Raw genomic sequence first — 21,538 nt, 5'->3', positions numbered from 1 at the left:
ACGTGCGCCGGCGGGCGTGTTTCACGTGAAACACGCCTGATGTTTCACGTGAAACACGGCCCCCCGCGGCCGCTGTCCGGCCGCAGCCCTCAGCGCGTGGCTCCGGCGACCAGCCATCTGCCGGAGCGGGAGCGCAACTGGAGGGTGACCAGGCGGACCAGCATCATCAGGGTCATGGCGCACCAGAGCAGGGTCAGCCCGCCGCCGAGGGCCGGTACGAGCAGTGCGGCGGGGGCGAACACCGCCAGCGTCGCCAGCATGGCCCCGGCGAGGTAGCGGCCGTCGCCCGCGCCCATCAGGACCCCGTCGAGCACGAAGACCACGCCGGACACCGGCTGGCAGGCCGCCACGACCACGAGGGCCGGGAGCAGCGCCTGCTCCACGAGCGGGTCGGCCGTGAACAGCGGGACGACCATCGGGCGGGCCGCGATCAGCAGCGCACCGAGCACGATCCCGGCCGTGATGCCCCACTGCACCATGCGGCGGCACGCGGCCTTGGCCCCCTCGGTGTCGTCCGCCCCCAGGTAGCGGCCGATGATCGCCTGTCCCGCGATGGCGATCGCGTCGAGGGCGTAGGCCAGCAGGCTCCACAGGGAGAGCAGGATCTGGTGGGCGGCGATGTCCGCGTCGCCCAGGCGGGCGGCCACGGCCGTCGCGATCATCAGGATGGCGCGCAGGGACAGCGTGCGGACCAGCAGCGGTACGCCGGCCTGGGCGCAGGCCCGGATTCCGGCGGTGTCCGGGCGCAGGGAGGCTCCGTACCTGCGGGCCCCGCGGACGACCACGACGAGGTAGGCGCCCGCCATGGCGCACTGCGCGAGGACCGTGCCCCAGGCCGATCCCGCGATGCCCAGGCCGCCGCCGTAGACGAGGGCCGCGTTCAGGCCGGCGTTGGCGGCGAACCCGGCGACGGCGACGTACAGGGGTGTACGGGTGTCCTGGAGGCCGCGCAGGACGCCGGTGGCTGCCATGACCATGAGCATCGCCGGGATGCCGAGGGCGGAGATCCGCAGGTAGGTGACCGCGTACGGGGCGACGGCGTCGGAGGCTCCGAAGGCGGAGACCAGCCAGGGCGCCGTCGGCAGCACGAAGGCGATGACGGCGGCGCCGAGCAGCAGGGCGAGCCAGATGCCGTCCATGCCCTGCCGGATGGCGGCCGTCAGGTCTCCGGCCCCGACGCGGCGGGAGACCGCCGCGGTGGTGGCGTAGGCGAGGAAGACGAAGACGCTCACCGCGGTGGTGAGCAGGGCGGCGGCGATGCCCAGGCCGGCCAGCTGGGGGGTGCCCAGGTGGCCCACGATGGCGCTGTCCGCCAGGACGAAGAGGGGCTCGGCCACGAGGGCGCCGAACGCAGGGAGGGCGAGGGCGAGGATCTCGCGGTCGTGCCGTCTCGGGGCAGCCTTCAGCGGGGCGGTGGCCTGTGTCATGCGCTCAATCTAATCTTCCACAGGTAATAGACGCAAGGTGCCTGGGATCCTTACGTATGAGCTGGTTCACGCCGTCTCGACACCCCGTTGGAGGCGAAGTCGAAGACGGGGCCCAGAAATTTCTCCCCCACAGGCAGTGGAGGAAGAAAAGGCAGGTCAGGGGGGTGCAGGGGGCGGTCTGGTGATTTTGTCCACAGCGCCGTCCCCCGGTCCGTGCACAGCTTCCGGGGAGTTACCCACAGCTTGGGGTCCGTCGTCCACATCTCATCCACACAGCCTGTGGATAACAAGATTGGCTGACGTCGCCGTCGGCCCTACCGTTGTGCGTTGCCCGACTCGGCCTCAGCCGGTTCGGGTGTCCCACATGTCAGAGCCGTGTCCTACAAAGAGTCGCACGGCGAGGTCCGCGTCCGCGGACGGGAGGAGGCGGCCCGGTGAGTATGCCCGAGCCCATGGACGACCCCTGGGCCGACAGCGGTCCGGGCGACCGTCTGCCCACCCGCTCGCGCCGCGGAGGCGAGGGCCGGGGCCGTGGGGACGAGCAGCACGAGCGCGGCCGCGAGGGCGGTTCCTGGGACGGCGGCGGCTTCGAGCGCGTCCCGCCGCAGGACCTCGACGCCGAGCAGTCGGTGCTCGGCGGCATGCTGCTCTCCAAGGACGCGATCGCGGACGTCGTCGAGGTCATCAAGGGCCACGACTTCTACCGGCCCTCGCACGAGACCATCTACCAGGCCATCCTCGACCTGTACGCCAAGGGCGAGCCGGCCGACCCCATCACCGTCGGCGCGGAGCTGACCCGGCGCGGCGAGATCGCCAAGGTCGGCGGGGCCGCGTACCTGCACACGCTGGTGCAGTCGGTCCCGACCGCGGCGAACGCCGAGTACTACGCGGAGATCGTCCACGAGCGGGCGGTCCTGCGCCGCCTCGTCGCAGCGGGCACGAAGATCACGCAGATGGGATACGCGGCCGACGGCGACGTCGACGAGATCGTCAACAGCGCTCAGGCGGAGATCTACGCCGTCACCGAGCAGCGGACTTCCGAGGACTACCTCCCGCTCGGCGACATCATGGAGGGCGCGCTCGACGAGATCGAGGCCATCGGCTCGCGCAGCGGCCAGATGTCGGGCGTGCCGACCGGCTTCACGGACCTCGACTCGCTGACCAACGGCCTCCACCCGGGCCAGATGATCGTCATCGCCGCCCGACCCGCCATGGGAAAGTCGACGCTCGCGCTGGACTTCGCCCGCGCCTGCTCCATCAAGAGCAACCTGCCGAGCGTCATCTTCTCCCTCGAAATGGGCCGCAACGAGATCGCGATGCGCCTGCTGTCCGCAGAGGCCCGCGTGGCCCTGCACCACATGCGCTCCGGCACGATGACCGACGACGACTGGACGCGCCTGGCGCGCCGGATGCCCGACGTCTCCGCGGCCCCCCTGTACATCGACGACTCCCCCAACCTGTCGATGATGGAGATCCGGGCGAAGTGCCGGCGCCTCAAGCAGCGCAACAACCTCGCCCTCGTCGTCATCGACTACCTCCAGCTGATGCAGTCGGGCGGCGCGCGCCGACCCGAGAGCCGCCAGCAGGAGGTCTCGGACATGTCCCGAAACCTCAAGCTGCTGGCCAAGGAGCTCGAGGTGCCCGTGATCGCATTGTCCCAGCTGAACCGCGGCCCCGAACAGCGCACCGACAAGAAGCCGATGGTCTCCGACCTGCGTGAGTCGGGCTCCATCGAGCAGGACGCCGACATGGTGATCCTGCTGCACCGCGAGGACGCGTACGAGAAGGAGTCCCCCCGCGCGGGCGAGGCCGACCTGATCGTGGCGAAGCACCGAAACGGCCCCACGGCGACGATCACGGTCGCCTTCCAGGGCCATTATTCGCGGTTCGTGGACATGGCCAACACGTAGCATCCCGGGCATGGATGCCCTGGACGAAGACCTGGAACTGCTGCCCTCCACCCGGCGCGCCCTGCGCCACCGGATCGCCGTCGCGCAGAGCGAGGGGCGGTCCCCCTCGGTGGTCGCCGCCGTCTCGCGCGGCGGCGCGCTGGTCTGGGAAGGGTCCCGGACCTCGGTCGAGGGCCACGGCCCGGACGGGAACGTGCAGTACCGGATCGGATCGATCAGCAAGACGTTCACCGCCGTCCTCGTCCTGCGGCTGCGCGACGAGGGACTGCTGTCCCTCGGGGACCCGCTGGAGAAGCACCTGCCGGGCACGGGCGCCGGCGAGGTGACCGTCGGACAGCTGCTGTCCCACGCAGGCGGGTTGGCCGCGGAGACGCCGGGCGAGTGGTGGGAGCGCACACCGGGCTCCTCGCGGCCCGAGCTCGCCGACATACTGGGCGAGCGGCCGTTCGTGTTCGAGCCGGGCCGGCGCTTCCACTATTCCAACCCGGGCTACACGCTGCTGGGTTCGCTCGTCGCGGCCGTACGCGGCAGGCCGTGGGAAGAGGTGCTGCGCGACGAGGTGCTCGAACCGCTGGGGCTGGAGCGCACCTCCGCGCAGCCGCAGGCCCCGCATGCGGGCGGCTGGGCCGTCCACCCGTGGGCCGACGTGATGATGCCCGAACCGTTGCAGGACCTCGGCCTGATGGCTCCAGCCGGGCAGCTGTGGTCCACCACCCGCGACCTGTCGGCCTTCGCCCGCTTCCTGATGCACGGAGACGAGCGCGTGCTGAGCCGGGACACCGTCCGGGAAATGGCCGCCCCCGCGGCGCCTGCGGAGCGCGGGGTGGCGGAGCTCGGGTACGGGCTCGGGCTGCAGCTGATGGAGAGCGGCGGGCGCCGTCTCGCGGGCCACAGCGGCTCGCTGCCGGGCTTCGTCGCGGGCCTGTGGACGAGCGAGGCGGACGACGTGGCGGCGGTGGTCCTGGCCAACTGCACCTCCGGGCTGCCGGCCGCGGGGGTCGCCGCCGACCTGGTGGGCATCGTGGCCGACGCGGAGCCGCGCATCCCTTCGCCGTGGAAGCCCTTCACCGAGGCCGAGCCGGTCGCACTGGAGCTGTGCGGGCCCTGGTACTGGGGAACGGCCGCACATGCGGTGCGACTGGCGTCGGACGGGCGGCTGCACCTCGGCCCGGTGGGTGGGACGGGCCGTTCGACGGCTTTCCGTGCGCAGCCGGACGGCAGCTGGCTGGGCCTGTCCGGCTACTACGCGGGGGAGACGCTGCGGGCGGTGCGGCGGCCGGACGGCACGGTGAGCCACCTCGACGTGGCGTCGTTCGTGTTCACCCGCGAGCCCTACGACCCCCAGGCCCCGGTGCCGGGCGGGGTGGACCCGGAGGGGTGGCGGGGCATCGGCTGAGCCGCCGGTCCGACCGCGACCGCCTACGCGGAGAGTTCGCGCTCCAGCGGCGTTCTGAAGCGCGGGGTGACACGGGCCGGCCCCAGCCAGCGTCCCAGCCGGCCGGACTCGGCCGCGACCGCCTCACCGGCGTCGCGGCCGCGGTCGGCCAGCATCCGCCAGACGATCTCGCCGTCGGCCCGCTGGGCCCAGCCGCCGACGATCTCGCCGTTCCACCAGACGGTCGGACCGATGTTCCCGGCACGGTCGAAGAGCGCCGGCCGGTGGGCGGGGTCGAGGTGGAAGGCGCGGTCGGACCAGCCCATGGCGCTGGGGTCGAGCGCGGGCAGCAGTGCGCCCCACGGCTCCGGGGCGGGCTCGTCGCCCGTGTCCCCCGGGGCGACCAGCGCGGTCGCCCCGTCGTCGAGGCGGACCTCGTCCGGGCCGACGGCTGCCAGCGCCTTGCGGACGTCGGCGAGGGTCCACCCGGTCCACCACTTGAGGTCGGCCTCGGTGCCCGGGCCGTACGCGAGCAGCCAGCGCCGGGCGAGTTCGGCCCGCGCTTCGGCGGCGGCCACGGCGGGCCAGGGGTCGGTGTGGACCCAGTGGAACTGGCTGGAGGTCCAGGAGCCGCGCGGCCGGTCGCGGCGGATCCGCCCGTCGGCGGCCAGGAGCCGGATGACGCGGGTGGCGACACCGGTCTCGGCCTCGTACGCCCGGCCTCGGCCGATGGTGATCTTCCGGCGCAGCTCGGGCACGGCGGCGGAGAGCCGGCTGCCGGTGGTGGGGCCGAGGGAGTCGAGCGCATCGAGCGCGGCAGCCTCCACCTTGGCGAGCCAGTCGGCATCGAGGCCCTGGCCGTCCTCCGCGAGGTGCTTGAGGAGGCTCCGCCGCTCCCTGGCCGCGATGCCGCGGGCGCTCGCGGCATCGACGTACGGGGCGAGTGCCGCGGACACGGCGAAGAGCGTGTTGCGCATGCTGAGCAGCCGCACCAGGCTGACGTCCTCGTACAGGGCCTGCTCGACGGCTTCGGGCCCGCCGGCGCGGAGCCGGGCCCGGACCGAGAGGAAGACGGTCGCGGCGTCGGTGGCGTGCAGGGCGACGACGGCATCGGCGGCCTCGACGACGGTGGCCGCATGCGCCGAGGGGGCCAAGCGGTGCCTGCGGCCGAGCCGGTGGCGGCGGCCGGCGGTGGTGACCAGGGGGAGGCGGGCGCTCATCCTCCCGATCGTAGGCCGGGCCCGGGGCAGCGGCCCGGCCTTCCGCGGTGGTCAGAGGGCGAGCTTGAACCCGACGTGGGACGCGGTGAATCCGAGCCGCTCGTAGAAGCGGTGGGCGTCGGTGCGGGTCACGTCCGAGGTCAGCTGGACCAGTTGGCAGTTCTCCTGCCGGGACCGGTCGATCGCCCATTCGATGAACCGGGTGCCCAGGCCGCTCCCGCGTTCATCGGCGTGGACGCGCACGCCCTCGATGACGGAGCGGGTGGCGCCCTTGCGGGACAGGCCCGGAATGACGGTCAGCTGCAGGGTCCCCACGACGCGGCCCTCGCGGACCGCCACGACGACGTGCTGGTGGGGGTCGCCGGCCAGGCGCTCGAACGCCGCGCGGTAGGGGGCGAGGTCGTCCGGCGACTCGCGCGTGGCGCCGAGGGGGTCGTCGGCCAGCAGGGCGACGATCGCCGGCAGGTCCTCCTCGGTGGCGGGACGGATGGACAGCTCGGCGGAGCCGGGCATGGACTGCTCCTTTCTCAGCCGGCGGCCACGGTGAGCGGAGCCCAGCGGCGGGTCCAGTCGCCGGGCAGGCCGGGGAGGCCTCGGGTCATGACGGCGTTGAAGGCGACGGACTCCAGGCCGCGCTCCTTCAGCCAGGCCACCAGCTCCTCGTGGCGTACGTCGACGTCGGTGCGCAGGGGCCGGTCGGTGGCGGCGGCGAGCGCGGTGACGAGGGCCCGGGCTCCCGCGGTGTCCCGCGCGATCAGCGGGCCGATGACATGGGTTTCCATATTGGGCCAGATAGCGGCGTACCCGGTGAGGCCGCCCCCGGCGTCCTCGGCGACGAACAGCCGGTCCGCGAAGGCGGGGAGCCGGGTGACCATGTGGGTGCGGTCGGTGCCGAAGACCTCGGTGTCCAGGCGGAGGATGCGCGGGATGTCCTCGCCGGTGGCGGGGCGGACCCGGACGCCGCGCGGCTCCGCCTCCGCCGGGTCCGGGCGGAAGGAGCCGCGCAGCATCTCGGCCCGGCCGGTGGTGGCGAAGCCGAGCTCCTCGTAGAGCGGCCGGCCGTTCGGCGTGGCATGGAGGGTGAGCGGGACGCCCTTGAGCACGTCGTCGCACACGTGCGCCATCAGGCGGCGGCCCAGGCCCTGGCGTGCGTACCGCGCGGCCACCAGGACCATTCCGATGGCGGCCAGTTCCGGATCGGAGTGCGGGTGGCCGTAGGAGGTGACGACGCAGGCGGCGGCGAGCCCCGGCCCGTCGGGGGCATCGATCCCGTAGCCGTTGCCGGCGGCGAGGAGGAGTCCCCACTTGTGGTCCTCGCGCGGCCATCCGCGGTCTTCGGACAGGTCGGCGCAGTGGCGGAGGTCTTCCACGGTGAGCGCACGGATCGGCAGTTCGGTGAGGTGTGGTGGTGTCACCGGCCCAGATTGGATCACCGGATGGGGGGCGTCCAGGGGAATTCGGCGGATGTTCGGCGACCCACCGCCGAATGTTTCACGTGAAACCTTGCCGAAGGTTTCACGTGAAACATCGGGCGGGCTAGCCTCGACTGCCATGACGCGTCTGCACCTCTTCGACCTCGACGGCACGCTGATGTACGGCTCGGCGGCGCCCGCGGAGATCTCCCGGCAGCTCGGCCTGGGTACGGAGATCGCCCGGCTGGAGCGGGCGTTCGGGGCCCGGGAGATCAGCCCGCAGCAGTTCTCCGTGGAGGTGCACGCCCTGTGGGCGGAGCTGACGCCCGCACATGTCCGGGCGGCGTTCGACGGATCTCCGTGGCTGGCCGGCATCCGCGAGGTGTGGCGGGAGGTCCGGGAGCGGGGGGACTACTGCGCGGTGATCTCGCTGTCGCCCTCGTTCTTCGTCGAGCTGCTGCTGGAGTGGGGTGCCCATGCCGCCCACGGCTCGGTCTTCCCGGAGGTGCCGTTCACCCGGCCGGTGGACGTGAGCGGGATCCTGACGCCGAAGGACAAGGTCACGGTCGCCGACCGGCTGTGCACCCGGTTCGGCGTGAGCCGGACGGACTGTGTCGCGTACGGGGATTCGGCGACCGACGCGGTGCTCTTCGAAGCGGTGGCGGTGTCGGTGGCGGTCAACGCACGGCCCGCTCTGAAGGAGCGCGCGACCCATGTCTACGAGGGGCGGGACCTGCGCGAGGCATACCAGCTGGTGTCCGCGGCACGCCCGGGAGTTGACGCATCTTAGGAGGAAAGTGGGTTCGAAACGCGGATTTTCTCCATTCCCCCGCGGGCCTCTGGGTCGGCTGGCAGGCTGTGAACCCCGGAACCACGGATTCTGAGGCCGTGGCGTGCTTACCGACCGAGATGCCCGAAGCGAGGCACCGCATGGACGCTCCGCCCACCAGATCGGCCAGAGCGACGGCCCGGATACCGTCCGGGGGCGGCCCGGCCGCGCCCTCCCCCGATGCAGTGCTGATCCGCCGGACGCTCGCGGAGATCGCACCCATCGCCGACAAGGTCACCTCGTACTTCTACGCCCTGGTGTTCAGCGCGCACCCCGAAGTGCGCGGCATGTTCCCGGCCGCGATGGACGCGCAGCGCGACCGCCTGCTGAAGGCGCTGCTGACCGCCGCAGAGCACATCGACAATCCGGAGGTGCTCACGCCGTACCTGCGGCGGCTGGGAACCGGGCACCGCAAGTACGGCACGGTGGCGCAGCACTACCCGGTGGTGGGCGAGGCCCTGATCGGAGCGCTCACCCGGTACGCCGAGCACACCTGGGGACCCGAGGCGCAGGCCGCGTGGGTCCGGGCGTACACGGCGATCTCCCAGATCATGATCGACGCAGCGGCCGAGGACGAGCAGAGGGCCCCGGCGTGGTGGCATGCGGAGGTGGTGTCGCACGACCTGCGCACCCCGGACATCGCGGTGATCACCGTCCGCCCCGACCAGCCGTACGCCTTCCTGGCGGGCCAGTACACGAGCCTGGAGACCCCCTGGTGGCCGCGGGTGTGGCGGCACTACTCCTTCGCCTCGGCCCCGCGCGCCGACGGCCTGCTCTCCTTCCACGTCAAGGCCGTGCCGGCGGGCTGGGTCTCCAACGCCCTGGTCCGCCACGCCCGCCCCGGGGACGTGCTGCGGCTGGGCCCGCCGGCCGGATCGATGGTGGTGGACCACAGCACCGACAACGGAATGCTGTGCCTGGGCGGCGGGACCGGCATCGCCCCCATCAAGGCCCTCATCGAGGACGTGGCCGAGCACGGCGAGCGCCGTCCCGTGGAGGTGTTCTTCGGCGCCCGCACCGACGGCGACCTGTACGACAAGGACACGCTGCTGGGGCTCCAGCGCTCGCACCCCTGGCTCTCGGTGCGCCCGGTGATCGGCGAGGGGCTCGCGGGGCAGCTGCCCCAGGCGGTCGGTGAGCACGGGCCGTGGAGCTCGTACGACGCCTTCATCTCGGGCCCGCCGGCGATGATCCGCAGCGGTGTGGACGAGCTCAAGCGGATCGGCATCCCCGGGGAGCGGATCCGCTACGACGCGGTGGAGGAACTGGTGGGCGCCGCCGGCTGACGCCGGCGGCCCCTCGGGCGGGGATCAGCCGAGGTCGGGCGCGTGCATGGCCCGCACGCCCTCGATATTGCCGTCCAGGTAGTGGCGCAGCGACAGCGGGACGAGGTGGACGGCGGCGATGCCCACCCGGCTGAACGGGACGCGGACGATCTCGTACTCGCCTTCGGGCTGGTCGACCTCGGGGCCGTGCCGCTGGCTGGGGTCCATGGATTCGAGGCGGCAGACGAAGAAGTGCTGCACCTTCACTCCGGTCACTCCCCCGTCGGCGATGTGCTCGACGGTGTCGACGAAGCAGGGCACCACATCGGTGATCTTCGCGCCGAGTTCCTCGTGGACCTCCCGGTGGAGGGCGTCGACGACGGTGTCGTCCGTGGGCTCGACCCCGCCGCCGGGCGTGAGCCAGTACGGGTCGACGCCGGGCTTGGTGCGCTTGATGAGGATCAGGTCGTCACCGTCGAGCAGGATCGCGCGGGCGGTGCGTTTGACCACAGGACGTTCGGTCATGGGAGAAGAGTGGCCCAGGACTCCCCTTCCGAAACGCGCCACGTGCCGAAACCGGAATGCTCACCAGTGGGCGGCGGCGCGCATCAGCCGCTCGTGGGCACGGGCCAGGTGCGCCAGGGACAGGCTCCCGGTGCGCACCACGAGGAACCAGGTGCGCAGCGGCGGTACGGGCGGTTCCAGCAGGGCGACGACGTGCCCGCGGTCGAGGGCGTCCTGGCACAGGTAGCGGGGCAGGACGGCCAGGCCTGCGCCCGCCCGGACGCAGGCGAGCACGGCCCGCAGATCGGGCACGACGACGGTGGCGGCATCGGGCCGGGCGCCGGCACCGGCCTCGAGGCGGGTCTCGAAGACGGCGGCCCAGTAGCGGGTGACGAGCGGCAGGCTCTCGTGCACCTCGACGAGCGGAATGCCGTCGAGGGCGGCGGGGTCCTTCTCCCGCAGCCGGTCCGGGTCGACGAGGGCCGCCCAGTACGGCGCGGCGACCAGCACGTGCTCCTCGTCGCACAGGGCGGTGGCGCCGAAGAGCCCGCCGCGCGGACGGGCGGTGGTCACGACGAGGTCGTGGTGGCCGGCGGCCAGGCCGTCGAGGGTCTCCTCGGCGCCCGTCTGCAGGGCGGTCCGCAGGGTGTGGCCCTGGCCGACGAGGGGGGCGAGCGCCGGCAGGACCCGCATGCAGAGGAACTCGGGCGGACCGGCCAGGTGCAGGGTGCGCGAGGCGCCGGCCGCCTCCCGCTCGGCCTCGGTGATCTGGAGCAGGGCGTCGAGGTGCGGGGCGGCCTTGTGGGCGAGCTCGTCGCCGACGGCGGTGGGGGTGACCCCGCGGGCCCGGCGGTGGAACAGTGGCCGCCCGAGCTGGCGCTCCAGGGTGCGGATCTGCGAGGTCACGGCCGGCTGGGACAGCCCGAGGAGGGCCGCGGCCCGGGTGAACGAGCCGGCCCGGTGCACGGCGACGAAGGTGCGCAGCAGGGCCAGGTCCATGAGGGCCCCTCTCCGTGGGGGCCTTCAACTATAAATATGCCGATAGGCCCCTGTCGCTACCGTGATTGGACTCTGACGCAGAGTCAACTAGCCTTGACCACGTGGTTCTTCGCGCGGGAACCCGGGGCGGTCCGAGCCACGAGGGGGGAGGCTCGGACCGCCTTCGCGCGGACTGCCCCCGCACGGACCGCCGTGGCGCGGAGTGCCCCCGCGGGACTGCCCTCGCCGGGACCGCCCTCGCAGGCGGCCTGCCCGCAGGCGGCCGCTTCAGGCGCCTCCCCCGGCCGCGGAGTCCAGGGCGCGCAGCACGTCGGCGACCAGGTCCTCGGGATCCTCGGCCCCGGCGGAGAACCGGATGAATCCCTCGGCCACCGGGTCCCCGCCCCACCGTCCGCGCCGCTCGGCGGTGGACCGTACGCCGCCGAAGCTCGTGGCGTCCTCGACCAGGCGCAGCGCGGCCAGGAAGCGCTCGGCGTGCGCCCGGTCGGGCAGCGTGAAGGAGACCACGGAGCCGAAACCCCGCATCTGCCGGGCGGCCGTCGGGTGGGACGGGTCCGCGGGCAGGCCCGGGTAGCGCAGTCCGGCCACCTCGCCGCGGCCCGCCAGCGCCTCGGCGACGGCCAGGGCGTTGGCCCACTGGCGCCGGGCGCGCAGCTGGAGGGTGGCCAGGGAGCGGTGGGCGAGCCAGGCCTCCATGGGGCCCGGGATCGCGCCGATGATCTTGCGCCAGCGCCGGATGCCCGCGGCGAGCTCCGGGTCGCGGCAGACGACGTAGCCGAGCAGCAGGTCGCCGTGGCCGGTCAGGCCCTTGGTGCCGCTGGCCACGGAGAAGTCCGCGCCGAGTTCCAGCGGCCGCTGTCCGAGCGGTGTGGCGAGGGTGTTGTCGACGGCGACCAGCGCTCCGCCGGCATGCGCGGCCTCGGCCAGGCGCCGGATGTCGCACACGTCGAGACCGGGGTTGGACGGGGTCTCGATCCACAGCAGCCGGGCCCCGTCGAGGACGCCGAGCTGGGCGTCGCCGCCGGTCGGGGCGGTGCGGACGTGGATCCCGTACGCCTCGAGCTGCTCCCGCAGCAGCGGCAGGGCCTGGTAGCCGTCGTCGGGGAGGACGACGGTGTCCCCGGTGCGCGCCCGGGACAGCAGGACGGCGGAGACGGCGGCCATGCCGGAGGCGAAGACCACGGTGTCCACGTCGTCGCGGCCGGGGGCCTCCAGCTCCCCGATGGCCCGCTCCAGCAGGGTCCAGGTCGGATTGGTGTCCCGGCCGTAGGTGTACGGGCCCTCGACGTCGCCGGGGAGGTGGAAGTGGGCGGCGAAGACCGGCCCGGGCAGCGGAGGTTCGTTCTTGACGGGGTCCGGAAGTCCGGCCCGCACGGCCCGGGTGCCCTCGCCCGTCGAGGGGGGTGTCGCGCCGCCCGGGCGGGCCTCGGCGGCGCCCGCCGCGGCGTGTTCGCGGTCCTCGGTCATGCGGTGTGCTCCTTCAGGGCTTCGCGTACGGCCTCCAGCAGGCCCCGGCCGGCCTCCTCGACGAGCCGCAGGCACTCCTCGAACCCGTCGAGGGAGCCGTAGTAGGGATCCGGTACGTCGGCCTCGGCAGCCGTGGCCGACGGGTCGTAGGAGCGCAGCAGGCGGATTTTGCCGGCGTCCTCGGGAGTGGGCGCCAGCGCCCGCAGATCCCGCAGGTGGCCCGCGTCCAGCGCGATGACGAGGTCGAGGGAGGCGAACCAGGAGGCCCGGAACTGCCGGGCGCGGTGGTCCTGTTCGTACCCGGCGGCCTCCAGGACGAGGACGGTGCGCGGATCGGCCGGGTCCCCCTCGTGCCAGCCGCCGGTGCCGGCGCTGTCCACCTCGACCAGGTGGTCGAGTCCGGCCTCGGCGAGCTGGGCGCGGAAGACGGATTCGGCCATGGGGGAGCGGCAGATGTTGCCCGTGCAGACGAAGCACACGCGGTACACGGCGGCCCGCTCAGCTCTTGTCGGGCAGGGCCAGGTTCACGGCCCAGGAGACGACGGAGATGATCAGGCCGCCGAGGACCGCGGTCCAGAAGCCGTCGACGTGGAAGCTGAGGTCGAGCTGCTCGGCCAGCCAGGACGTCAGCAGCAGCATCAGGGCGTTCACGACGAGCGTGAACAGGCCCAGGGTGACGACGAACAGAGGCAGCGACAAGAGTTTGACGATCGGCTTGACGACGATGTTGACCAGGCCGAAGACCAGCGCGACGAGGATCAGGGTCAGGGCCCGGCGCCCCAGGGGGGACTGGTCGTCGAGCGTGATGCCGGCGAGGAGCCAGATGGCGACGGCCAGAGCCGCCGCATTGGCCAGCGTCTTGACTACGAAATTGGTCATGTGTCTGATCGTGGCAGAGAAGATCCCGGTGGGACATCAGCAGATCAGCGGATGCCCGGGACCGAGCGAACACGAGGGGCACAGCGAAGATGAAGGCCTTCCGGCTGGACGAGCTCGAGGCGGAGCGGCTCGCGAACGACGGCGCCTACCTGCAGTTCCTGCGCGAGCGGAACATGTCGGTCGGGCTGTACGCGCTCGATGCCGGCCAGAGCGACCCGCAGCAGCCGCACCGCCAGGACGAGGTGTACTTCGTCGTCAGCGGCCGCGCGTCGATCACGGTGGGGGAGGAGACGACGACGGTGGCCCGCGGCAGCGTCGTCTACGTCCCGGCCGGAGTGCCGCACAGGTTCCACCACATCACCGAGGACCTGAAGGTCTTGGTGGTCTTCTCCCCGCCGGAGGCCTGACGGGCCGCCGGCGCTGAGGGTCGGGCCGCAGATCCCCCTAGGGGGCGGATCAGGGGAGGGCGGGGGCTTGCGGGTCCCCGCCGCCGGGCGCGGACTCCTAGCATCGGGAGCAGGAGAACGCGCCGCGGGCGCGAACGCGAGCGAGAAGAGGTCGAGGACATGGACGGTATCCGGGAGACGTTCGCAGGCATGCCCTGGTGGGTGAAGTGGGTGGCGATCCCGCTTCTGGTGGTCTTCGTCTTCGGCGGCGTCATCACGAGCATCCTCGGTGCCCTGATCGGGTTCGTCTTCAAGCTGCTGCTGCTCGTCGCCCTGGTCGGCGGTCTGGTCTTCCTGGTGAAGAAGTTCGCCGGGAGCAGCACGAAGTCCTCGTACGACAAGTGGTAGGCCGGGCGGGAGGGGTGGGCGCGGCCGGGTCCGTGCACTTCCCCGCCTCACCCGAGTGGGGGAACGCCGGCCGCTGAACCGCTCACGGCGCGGGAATCGGCCGATACAGTGGCAATCTGTGCCGTTCCCTTGGCCTGAGCACCGGTAATGCCGCCGTCCGACGCGGCTCTACCGAGTACGGCCGAGTGCGACCCCAGGGGACCCACGGCATGTGCGGGGGCGGCCCCCGCAGGGCGGGTGCCCGAAGCCCGCCGCCACGCCTGGGGGTGTGCTTTTGTCTTCGGTTCACAGTGCCGGTGTGCCGACGCTGATCGGTTCCGTCCAACGGGCGTTGAGGCTGCTCGAAGCCGCGGGGTCCCACAGCGGCGGAGCGCCGGCGAAACAGCTGGCCCGTGAGGCCGGGCTTCCGCTTCCCACCGCGTACCACCTGCTGCGCACCCTCACGCACGAGGGCTATCTGCGCCGGGAGAGCGGCGTTTTCGTGCTCGGGCCCGCCGCCGCGCGGCTGGCGGGCGCAGGATTGCAGCAGAAACGTCGCAGCATGATCCTCGACTCGCTCGCCCACTTCCGCGACGCCGTCGGAGCGCCCGTCTACTTCGCGGTGTTCCGGGAGGGTGAGATCGAGGTGGTGGGCGTCTCGGACACCCCGGACGATCCGGCCGTCGAGGAATGGGCGGACTTCCGTGCGACCGGTCACGCGCATGCCATCGGGCAGTGCCTGCTGGCGCAGCTCGACGAGGCGACGCGCAAGGACTATTACGACCGCCACCCGGTCGAGGCCATCACCGCCTACACCGTGCGGGACCAGCGCGCCCTGGAGGCGCGGATCGCCTCCCTGGGCCGGATGCAGCCGGTGATGGAGTATCAGGAGTACGCACTGGGGACGGTCTGCGCGGCGATCCCGATCACGGCGGGGGACACCGCGGCCACGATGGCCATTTCTCTCCCCCTGCATCAGGAAGATCGATTGCCCTCTGTGGTCAATCGGCTACAGAGTGAAGTAGGCGCGCTGTTGAGCACCCTCTCCTTCTCTATCAGTATCTGAAAACTCACTCCTTGTGATACGCCAGTGCTTCCACCACTCTTGTCAAGAGGGTCTTGGGGGGTCATTCCTGGCCACTTCCACAACAGCGGGGTAGGCAATGCGCGAGTCGGTGCAGGCAGAGGTCATGATGAGCTTCCTCGTTTCGGAGGAGCTCTCGTTCCGGATCCCGGTGGAGCTCCGGTACGACGCCCGTGACCCCTACGCGGTCCGCCTGACCTTCCACCTTCCGGGAGATGCGCCCGTGACCTGGGCGTTCGGCAGAGAGCTCCTTCTCGACGGCATCAACAAGCCGTGCGGCGACGGCGACGTGCACATCGCCCCCACCTCGACCGAGGAGCTGTCCGACGTGCACATCCGGCTCCAGGTCGGTGGCGACCGGGCCCTGTTCCGAGCCGGTGCGGCCCCGCTCGTCGCCTTCCTCGACCGCACCGACCGGCTCGTCCCGCTCGGCCAGGAGCGCAGCCTCGGCGACTTCGAAGTGAGCCTCGACGAGGCGCTCGACCGGATCCTGGCGGAGGCGCGGCAGAACGAGCAGAACGCGGGCTGAGCGGTCAGCGCTTGCGCCGCCGCCGGCCCCGCCCGCCGCGCGCGCGGGCCGCGGCCGGGGCGCCGTCCGGGGCGCCGGGCCGGTCGGCGGACACCACCAGCGCCGCCAGCACCGTCGTGACCGGCACGGAGGCCACCAGTCCGATCGATCCCACGAGGGTGCGGACGATCTCCTCCGCCACCAGCTCGCTGTTGGCCACCGAACCCACGCTGCTGTTCGCGATCGAGAACAGCAGGAGCAGAGGCAGTGCCGCGCCGGCGTAGGCCAGCACCAGCGTGTTGACGACCGAGGCGATGTGGTCGCGGCCGATGCGGATGGCCGCGCGGTACAGGGCCCGCGGTCCCATCGACGGGTCCGCGTGGTGCAGTTCCCAGACCGCCGAGGTCTGGGTGACCGTCACGTCGTCGAGCACGCCCAGCGATCCGATGATGACGCCCGCGAGCAGCAGGCCGCTCATGTCGATGCCCGGGTAGAGCCCGTGGATCAGCCCCGTGTTGTCGTCGGTGTTGCCGCTGAGGAAGGCCCAGTCGATGAACAGCGAGCCCAGCAGCCCGATCAGCAGCAGCGAGACGAGTGTGCCGAGGACCGCGACGGAGGTGCGGGCGGTCAGCCCGTGGCACATGTAGAGCGCGATCAGCATGATGGCGCTCGCCCCGATCACCGCGACGACCAGAGGGTTCGACCCCTGGAGGATCGCCGGGAGGATGAACAGGGTCAGCACGACGAAGCTGACGGCCAGGGCGATCAGCGCGAACATGCCCCGCATGCGCCCGACGACGACCACCGCCACCGCGAACAGGCCGGCGAGCAGGGCCAGCGGCAGCTTGCGGTTCACGTCGATCACGGAGTACTGCAGGTCCCGCGGCGCGTCCGGGGCGTACGCGACGACCACCTCCTGGCCGTACTCCAACTGCCGCGGCGCGCCCGGCTGGACGATCTCGAAGAAGGTGCGGCCCTTGTCGGGGCCGCTTGCGACCTCGACCGTCGCCTTCTTGCACTCGCCCGTCTGGGAGGCCACGGCCTCCCGGCCCTCAGGGGTGGCGGTGCTGCCGGTGGGCGGTACCTGAGAGGCGTTCACCGATTTGCAGTCGACACGTTCGAGGGCGACGACCTTGGCCTGCTGCGTCTGGCGGTCGAACCCCACGCCGGAGCGCTCGTGGGAGGGGGCACCGCCCGGCCAGAGCACCGCCATGCCGATGAAGACCGCGGCGGCGAAGGGGATCAGTACGGCGGCGATGACCTTGCGCAGGTGCAGCGAGACGGGCGCCGCCGGCCCGTGGCCGTGGCTGTGGCCGTGGCCGTGCGCATGGCCGGCTCCGTGCCCGTTCGCCGGGCCGTGCCCGTGCCCGTTCCCGGGCCCGTGGTCGTGGCCATCGGCTGGGCCGTGGTCAGCGGGCTCGGCGGGCTCGAACGGGGGCTGCGGGGAGGACGTCACCGGCCGATCATCGCAAGAGATGAGGGGGCCCACTGTTCAGCACGCCACAGATGACGCTAGCGTGGGGTCACCTTTGCACAACGCGGGAGCTCGGAGCACCGGGCTGAGAGGACGCTGATCACCGTACGCGCACACGGCGCGCGTAGGGGAAGAGGCTGCGTCGACCGCCGAACCTGTTACCGGGTAATGCCGGCGTAGGGAGATCAGGTCTCATGACCATTCAGGACGCACGCACGCCTGCCGTCGGCCAGGACGCCGACGGCCAGACCGAGCGCCAGCCGGGCTGGCACAAGGGCTATGTGGCGGGCTCCCGCCCCGACATCCGGGTGCCGGTTCGCCAGGTCCACCTCACCAACGGCAAGGACGTGACGCTCTACGACACGTCAGGGCCGTACACCGACCCGCAGATCGAGACCGACGTGCGCCGCGGCCTGCCGCCGCTGCGCGAGAACTGGATCATTGGCCGCGGCGACACCGAGGAGTACGCGGGCCGCCCCGTGCGCCCCGAGGACGACGGCATCAAGCACACCTCGCCGCGCGGTGGCCTCAAGAACCTCGACGCCGTCTTCCCCGGCCGCCCCCGCCTGCCGCGCCGCGGCCGCGACGGCCAGGCCGTCACGCAGCTCGCGTACGCCCGCCGCGGCGAGATCACCCCGGAGATGGAGTACGTCGCGATCCGCGAGAACGTCTCCCCCGAGGTCGTCCGCGAGGAGATCGCCGCGGGCCGCGCGGTGCTGCCGGCCAACGTGAACCACCCGGAGATCGAGCCGATGATCATCGGCAAGAAGTTCCTGGTGAAGGTCAACGCCAACATCGGCAACTCCGCGGTCACCTCCTCCATCGAGGAGGAGGTGGAGAAGATGACCTGGGCCACCCGCTGGGGCGCCGACACGGTGATGGACCTCTCCACCGGCCGCAACATCCACACCACCCGCGAATGGGTCCTGCGCAACTCCCCCGTGCCCATCGGCACCGTGCCGCTCTACCAGGCGCTGGAGAAGGTCGACGGCAGGGCCGAGGAGCTGACCTGGGAGATCTACAAGGACACGGTCATCGAACAGGCCGAGCAGGGCGTCGACTACATGACGGTCCACGCCGGCGTGCTGCTGCCGTACGTTCCGCTGACCGCCCGCCGCAAGACGGGCATCGTCTCGCGCGGCGGCTCGATCATGGCCGCCTGGTGCCTGGCGCACCACAAGGAGAACTTCCTCTACACCAACTTCGAGGAGCTCTGCGAGATCCTCGCGACGTACGACGTGACGTACTCGCTGGGCGACGGCCTGCGCCCCGGCTCGATCGCGGACGCCAACGACGCCGCACAGTTCGCCGAGCTGAAGACGCTGGGCGAGCTGAACACGATCGCCAAGCGGCACAACGTCCAGACGATGATCGAGGGCCCGGGCCACGTCCCGATGCACAAGATCAAGGAGAACATCGACCTCCAGCAGGAGATCTGCGAGGAGGCCCCGTTCTACACGCTGGGCCCGCTCACCACGGACGTCGCCCCGGCGTACGACCACATCACCTCCGGCATCGGCGCCGCGATGATCGCCTGGTGGGGCACCGCCATGCTCTGCTACGTGACGCCCAAGGAGCACCTGGGCCTGCCCAACCGCGACGACGTGAAGACCGGCGTCATCACCTACAAGATCGCGGCCCACGCGGCGGACCTGGCCAAGGGCCACCCGGGCGCCCAGGAGTGGGACGACGCCCTGTCGGACGCGCGGTTCGAGTTCCGCTGGGAGGACCAGTTCAACCTGGCCCTCGACCCCGACACGGCTCGGGAGTTCCACGACGAGACCCTTCCGGCCGAGCCGGCGAAGACCGCGCACTTCTGCTCCATGTGCGGTCCGAAGTTCTGCTCGATGAAGATCTCCCAGGACATCCGCCGCGAGCACGGCGGTGACCTGAAGGCCGAGGAGATCGAGGCGGGCATGGCGGAGAAGTCCGCCGAGTTCGCGGCGAGCGGCAACCGGGTCTACCTCCCGCTGGCGGACTGACCGCGGCGCCGCCGGCGCATCGCTCCGGGGAGGTAGAGGGGGCTTCCCCGGAGCCCCGCCCGCGGCCGCGGGCCGGTCCCGTGCCGTCCCGAACGGGCCCTGGCGGAAAGGGGCTTGCACTGGAGTGCGCTCCAACTCCTACAGTGCGGGCCCATGACCATGACATACCGCAGCCTGGGCCGGACCGGCATGGAAGTCAGTACGCACTGCCTGGGGACCATGATGTTCGGGGCGGTGGGCAACCCGGACCACGACGACTGCGTGCGGATCGTCCATGCCGCGCTCGACCGGGGGATCAACTTCCTCGACACGGCGGACATGTACTCCGCGGGCGAGTCCGAGGTGATCGTCGGCAAGGCCCTCAAGGGGCGGCGTGACGAGGTCGTGCTCGCCACCAAGGTGCACTTCCAGATGGGCGAGGGCCGCAACCGCAGCGGCAACTCGCGGCGCTGGATCGTGCGCGCGGTGGAGGACAGCCTGCGGCGTCTGGGCACCGACTGGATCGACCTCTACCAGGTGCACCGGCCCGACCACACGACGGACGTCGAGGAGACCCTGTCCGTCCTCGGCGACCTGGTGCGGGCCGGCAAGATACGCGCCTTCGGCTGCTCGACCTTCCCCGCGGAGGAGATCGTCGAGGCGCACCACACCGCCGAGCGGCGGGCGCTGCCTCGGTTCCGTACCGAGCAGCCGCCGTACTCGATCCTGGCGCGCGGGATCGAGGCCGACGTCCTGCCCGTGGCCCAGCGGTACGGGATGGGCGTGCTCACCTGGAGCCCGCTCGCCTCGGGCTTCCTGAGCGGCAAGTACCGCCTCGGCGGCCCGATCGACCTGACCTCGGGCCGGCCCGCGCTGACACCGGCGCGCTTCGATCCGGCCATCCCCGGGAACGTCGCCAAGCTGGAGGCCGTGGAGCAGCTCGTCGAGCTCGCCGACGGGATCGGCTGCACCCTGCCGGAGCTGGCCGTGGCCTTCCCCGTCGCGCACCCCGCGGTCACCTCCGTGATCATCGGCCCGCGGACCATGGACCAGCTGGAGTCGCTCCTCAAGGGCGCCTCCGTGGTGCTCGACGACGCCGCGCTCGACCGGATCGACGCGATCGTGCCGCCGGGGACCAACCTGTACCGGCCCGACGGCGTCTGGCTCCCGCCGGCGCTGGCCGATGCGGCGCTGCGGCGGCGGCCCCTGGGGGAGCGCGCCGCAGGCTAGGCCTTCGCCCTGCGCTTCGATGTTTCACGTGAAACCGGGATGGACGACCCGCCGCGGGCCAGGGCGTAGCCGCGGTTGGTCTCCGTCTGGCGCCGGTAGGGCTCGGGCAGGTCGGGCAGGGCCAGCAGCCGGTCGCAGGCGTGCAGTGAGGCCTCCATGTCGCCGACCCAGTACGCGGTGATGGAGTGCTCGAAGAGCAGCCCCCACCGGTAGACCCACGGGTGCATGAACAGCAGGTCGTCCGGTGCGGGCTGGTCCAGGACCGCCGAGGTGATCGCGTGCGCGGCGTGGTGGCGTCCCAGCAGCCGCAGCCGGGAGGCCAGTTCGTAGCAGGCCTCCAGACGGCCGGGCCGTGACTCCCAGGCACGCGTGAGGGCGTCCATGGCACCCGGCCAGTCGCCGGATTCGGCGCTCAGGATGCCGACCTGGAGCAGGGAGAAGTAGACCTCCTCGGCCCAGCCCCCCATCTCGGCCCGGCGCTCGTAGAGCCGGATCGCCTCCTTGGTGTCGCCCATGTCGCGCATCGTCTGGGCGAGGTAGAAGACCGTCCGCGTGTTGGACGGGTCCCGCTCGAGTTCCGCGCTGAGCAGGCGGGCGTCGCGCTCGAATTTGTCGTGCCGGGAGCCGCCGTCGGCGTGGTCCTCGATGAAGAGCGCGTCGAGGTTCTCCTGCACCCCCGGCCCGGGTTCGAATTCGCCGGGGAGGTCGCACGTGAGGTACTCGTGGGTGACGCCCTCGTAGCGCCAGGGCAGGTCGCCGCGGACCAGGCGCTTGATGCGGTACTCGGTCGTCCCCTCGTGGCGGAGCATGTACGACTGGGCCCCGAGCGGGGGCAGCGGCCCCTCGCTGCGCAGGACGTGGTCGGCGTCGAGCAGCAGCAGGTAGTCGGCCTTGCCGCGGGCGTGGGCGATGTTGAGGCTGCGGTTGTGGCCGAAGTCCGTCCACGGCTCCTCGTGGAGCTCCCCGGGGATCCCCTCCAGGGCATCGCGGATCAGCTGCTGGGTGCCGTCCGTGGAACCGGTGTCGGAGATGACCCAGGTGTCGATGAGGTCCCGTACCGAGGCCAGGCAGCGCTCGATGACGGCGGACTCGTTCTTCACGATCATGCAGAGGCAAATGGTCGGCTTCACGGCCGCCGACCCTAGGGATACGGCCGGTCGGGGCACCGGCGGCACGCCGTGGGCAGGCCCGGGAGGCTGGTACGACACCGCCAAGTGGCCG

Annotated in this window: 21 protein-coding genes and 1 riboswitch; of the genes, 10 read left to right on the top strand and 11 right to left on the bottom strand. The window is 71.9% G+C overall.

Going from position 1 to position 21,538, the window contains the following annotated elements; translation table 11 throughout:
* Positions 1 to 89: 89 nt before the first annotated feature.
* Positions 90 to 1,427: an MATE family efflux transporter gene (locus tag AB0953_RS00955; protein WP_366857219.1), complete on the bottom strand. Its 1,338-nt coding sequence runs from the start codon at positions 1,425 to 1,427 to the stop codon at positions 90 to 92.
* A 434-nt stretch (positions 1,428 to 1,861) separates the two neighbouring features.
* Between AB0953_RS00955 and dnaB the strand changes: the two genes are divergently transcribed.
* Both dnaB and AB0953_RS00945 read left to right on the top strand, forming a co-directional pair.
* Positions 1,862 to 3,337, top strand: a complete 1,476-nt coding sequence (dnaB, locus tag AB0953_RS00950) for a replicative DNA helicase (protein WP_366857218.1) — start codon at positions 1,862 to 1,864, stop codon at positions 3,335 to 3,337.
* A 10-nt stretch (positions 3,338 to 3,347) separates the two neighbouring features.
* Positions 3,348 to 4,733, top strand: coding sequence for a serine hydrolase domain-containing protein (locus AB0953_RS00945; RefSeq protein WP_366857217.1), 1,386 nt, complete (start codon positions 3,348 to 3,350; stop codon positions 4,731 to 4,733).
* A 23-nt stretch (positions 4,734 to 4,756) separates the two neighbouring features.
* Here AB0953_RS00945 and AB0953_RS00940 read toward each other — a convergent pair whose 3' ends face one another.
* The 3 genes from AB0953_RS00940 to AB0953_RS00930 are packed head-to-tail and all read right to left on the bottom strand — an operon-like array spanning position 4,757 to position 7,347.
* Positions 4,757 to 5,932 (bottom strand): winged helix DNA-binding domain-containing protein, encoded by a 1,176-nt coding sequence (locus AB0953_RS00940; RefSeq protein ID WP_366857216.1) that lies wholly within the window; start codon positions 5,930 to 5,932, stop codon positions 4,757 to 4,759.
* Between the two features lie 51 nt (positions 5,933 to 5,983).
* The gene (locus tag AB0953_RS00935) at positions 5,984 to 6,445 is read right to left on the bottom strand and encodes a GNAT family N-acetyltransferase (protein WP_366857215.1); all 462 of its coding nucleotides are present in this window, start codon (positions 6,443 to 6,445) and stop codon (positions 5,984 to 5,986) included.
* Between the two features lie 14 nt (positions 6,446 to 6,459).
* Entirely contained in the window at positions 6,460 to 7,347 is an 888-nt protein-coding gene (locus tag AB0953_RS00930) for a GNAT family N-acetyltransferase (protein ID WP_366857214.1), read from the bottom strand.
* A gap of 136 nt (positions 7,348 to 7,483) precedes the next feature.
* Here AB0953_RS00930 and AB0953_RS00925 point away from each other — a divergent pair, with 136 nt between their 5' ends.
* Both AB0953_RS00925 and AB0953_RS00920 read left to right on the top strand, forming a co-directional pair.
* Positions 7,484 to 8,134: an HAD-IB family phosphatase gene (locus AB0953_RS00925; RefSeq protein ID WP_366857213.1), complete on the top strand. Its 651-nt coding sequence runs from the start codon at positions 7,484 to 7,486 to the stop codon at positions 8,132 to 8,134.
* Between the two features lie 119 nt (positions 8,135 to 8,253).
* A complete protein-coding gene (locus AB0953_RS00920; protein WP_366857212.1) occupies positions 8,254 to 9,459 on the top strand; it encodes a globin domain-containing protein in 1,206 nt (401 codons plus the stop codon).
* Positions 9,460 to 9,483: 24 nt separating this feature from the next.
* Here AB0953_RS00920 and AB0953_RS00915 read toward each other — a convergent pair whose 3' ends face one another.
* The 5 genes from AB0953_RS00915 to AB0953_RS00895 form a co-directional block, all read right to left on the bottom strand.
* A complete protein-coding gene (locus AB0953_RS00915; RefSeq protein ID WP_366857211.1) occupies positions 9,484 to 9,963 on the bottom strand; it encodes an NUDIX hydrolase in 480 nt (159 codons plus the stop codon).
* A gap of 60 nt (positions 9,964 to 10,023) precedes the next feature.
* On the bottom strand, positions 10,024 to 10,941 hold the full coding sequence (locus tag AB0953_RS00910; protein WP_366857210.1) for a LysR family transcriptional regulator: 918 nt from the start codon (positions 10,939 to 10,941) through the stop codon (positions 10,024 to 10,026).
* A gap of 267 nt (positions 10,942 to 11,208) precedes the next feature.
* Positions 11,209 to 12,408, bottom strand: a complete 1,200-nt coding sequence (locus AB0953_RS00905) for a cystathionine gamma-lyase (protein WP_366857209.1) — start codon at positions 12,406 to 12,408, stop codon at positions 11,209 to 11,211.
* On the bottom strand, positions 12,405 to 12,896 hold the full coding sequence (locus tag AB0953_RS00900) for a low molecular weight protein-tyrosine-phosphatase (protein WP_366857208.1): 492 nt from the start codon (positions 12,894 to 12,896) through the stop codon (positions 12,405 to 12,407). Before AB0953_RS00900 ends, AB0953_RS00905 begins: the two co-directional genes overlap by 4 nt.
* A 10-nt stretch (positions 12,897 to 12,906) precedes the next feature.
* Entirely contained in the window at positions 12,907 to 13,287 is a 381-nt protein-coding gene (locus AB0953_RS00895) for a phage holin family protein (RefSeq protein WP_366857207.1), read from the bottom strand.
* An 89-nt stretch (positions 13,288 to 13,376) separates the two neighbouring features.
* On the opposite strand from AB0953_RS00895, the gene AB0953_RS00890 reads away from it, so the two are divergent.
* The 4 genes from AB0953_RS00890 (at position 13,377) to AB0953_RS00875 (ending at position 15,673) form a co-directional block, all read left to right on the top strand.
* The gene (locus tag AB0953_RS00890) at positions 13,377 to 13,694 is read left to right on the top strand and encodes a cupin domain-containing protein (RefSeq protein ID WP_366857206.1); all 318 of its coding nucleotides are present in this window, start codon (positions 13,377 to 13,379) and stop codon (positions 13,692 to 13,694) included.
* A gap of 159 nt (positions 13,695 to 13,853) precedes the next feature.
* Positions 13,854 to 14,081 carry a DUF5326 family protein gene (locus AB0953_RS00885; RefSeq protein ID WP_366857205.1) on the top strand — a complete coding sequence of 76 codons (228 nt, stop codon included), beginning with the start codon at positions 13,854 to 13,856 and terminating at the stop codon, positions 14,079 to 14,081.
* Between the two features lie 298 nt (positions 14,082 to 14,379).
* The gene (locus tag AB0953_RS00880; RefSeq protein WP_366857204.1) at positions 14,380 to 15,126 is read left to right on the top strand and encodes a helix-turn-helix domain-containing protein; all 747 of its coding nucleotides are present in this window, start codon (positions 14,380 to 14,382) and stop codon (positions 15,124 to 15,126) included.
* Positions 15,127 to 15,223: 97 nt separating this feature from the next.
* Positions 15,224 to 15,673, top strand: a complete 450-nt coding sequence (locus AB0953_RS00875; protein WP_366857203.1) for an SsgA family sporulation/cell division regulator — start codon at positions 15,224 to 15,226, stop codon at positions 15,671 to 15,673.
* Between the two features lie 4 nt (positions 15,674 to 15,677).
* Here the strand turns inward: AB0953_RS00875 and AB0953_RS00870 are convergent, their stop codons facing one another.
* Positions 15,678 to 17,108 carry a YibE/F family protein gene (locus tag AB0953_RS00870; RefSeq protein WP_366857202.1) on the bottom strand — a complete coding sequence of 477 codons (1,431 nt, stop codon included), beginning with the start codon at positions 17,106 to 17,108 and terminating at the stop codon, positions 15,678 to 15,680.
* A gap of 72 nt (positions 17,109 to 17,180) precedes the next feature.
* A riboswitch (TPP riboswitch) is annotated at positions 17,181 to 17,326 on the top strand.
* On the opposite strand from AB0953_RS00870, the gene thiC reads away from it, so the two are divergent.
* Positions 17,321 to 19,108, top strand: coding sequence for a phosphomethylpyrimidine synthase ThiC (gene thiC, locus AB0953_RS00865; protein ID WP_366857201.1), 1,788 nt, complete (start codon positions 17,321 to 17,323; stop codon positions 19,106 to 19,108). It overlaps the preceding riboswitch by 6 nt.
* A gap of 159 nt (positions 19,109 to 19,267) precedes the next feature.
* Entirely contained in the window at positions 19,268 to 20,317 is a 1,050-nt protein-coding gene (locus AB0953_RS00860) for an aldo/keto reductase (RefSeq protein WP_366857658.1), read from the top strand.
* Here the strand turns inward: AB0953_RS00860 and AB0953_RS00855 are convergent.
* Positions 20,314 to 21,447 carry a glycosyltransferase gene (locus tag AB0953_RS00855; RefSeq protein WP_366857199.1) on the bottom strand — a complete coding sequence of 378 codons (1,134 nt, stop codon included), beginning with the start codon at positions 21,445 to 21,447 and terminating at the stop codon, positions 20,314 to 20,316. The genes AB0953_RS00860 and AB0953_RS00855 overlap by 4 nt on opposite strands.
* Positions 21,448 to 21,538 lie beyond the last annotated feature (91 nt).

Source organism: Streptomyces sp. NPDC046866, assembly GCF_040704625.1.
Taxonomy (GTDB): Bacteria; Actinomycetota; Actinomycetes; order Streptomycetales; family Streptomycetaceae; genus Streptomyces.
Note: the sequence above shows the minus strand (reverse complement) of the source record. Positions and strands in the feature narration are given on the sequence as shown.

Coding starts and splice junctions, on each gene's coding strand:
- AB0953_RS00955 (WP_366857219.1), bottom strand. CDS start 1,427: ATGACACAGGCCACCGCCCCGCTGAAGGCTGCCCCGAGACGGCACGAC.
- AB0953_RS00945 (WP_366857217.1), top strand. CDS start 3,348: ATGGATGCCCTGGACGAAGACCTGGAACTGCTGCCCTCCACCCGGCGC.
- AB0953_RS00940 (WP_366857216.1), bottom strand. CDS start 5,932: ATGAGCGCCCGCCTCCCCCTGGTCACCACCGCCGGCCGCCGCCACCGG.
- AB0953_RS00935 (WP_366857215.1), bottom strand. CDS start 6,445: ATGCCCGGCTCCGCCGAGCTGTCCATCCGTCCCGCCACCGAGGAGGAC.
- AB0953_RS00925 (WP_366857213.1), top strand. CDS start 7,484: ATGACGCGTCTGCACCTCTTCGACCTCGACGGCACGCTGATGTACGGC.
- AB0953_RS00920 (WP_366857212.1), top strand. CDS start 8,254: ATGCCCGAAGCGAGGCACCGCATGGACGCTCCGCCCACCAGATCGGCC.
- AB0953_RS00915 (WP_366857211.1), bottom strand. CDS start 9,963: ATGACCGAACGTCCTGTGGTCAAACGCACCGCCCGCGCGATCCTGCTC.
- AB0953_RS00910 (WP_366857210.1), bottom strand. CDS start 10,941: ATGGACCTGGCCCTGCTGCGCACCTTCGTCGCCGTGCACCGGGCCGGC.
- AB0953_RS00905 (WP_366857209.1), bottom strand. CDS start 12,408: ATGACCGAGGACCGCGAACACGCCGCGGCGGGCGCCGCCGAGGCCCGC.
- AB0953_RS00895 (WP_366857207.1), bottom strand. CDS start 13,287: ATGACCAATTTCGTAGTCAAGACGCTGGCCAATGCGGCGGCTCTGGCC.
- AB0953_RS00890 (WP_366857206.1), top strand. CDS start 13,377: ATGAAGGCCTTCCGGCTGGACGAGCTCGAGGCGGAGCGGCTCGCGAAC.
- AB0953_RS00885 (WP_366857205.1), top strand. CDS start 13,854: ATGGACGGTATCCGGGAGACGTTCGCAGGCATGCCCTGGTGGGTGAAG.
- AB0953_RS00875 (WP_366857203.1), top strand. CDS start 15,224: ATGCGCGAGTCGGTGCAGGCAGAGGTCATGATGAGCTTCCTCGTTTCG.
- thiC (WP_366857201.1), top strand. CDS start 17,321: ATGACCATTCAGGACGCACGCACGCCTGCCGTCGGCCAGGACGCCGAC.
- AB0953_RS00860 (WP_366857658.1), top strand. CDS start 19,268: ATGACATACCGCAGCCTGGGCCGGACCGGCATGGAAGTCAGTACGCAC.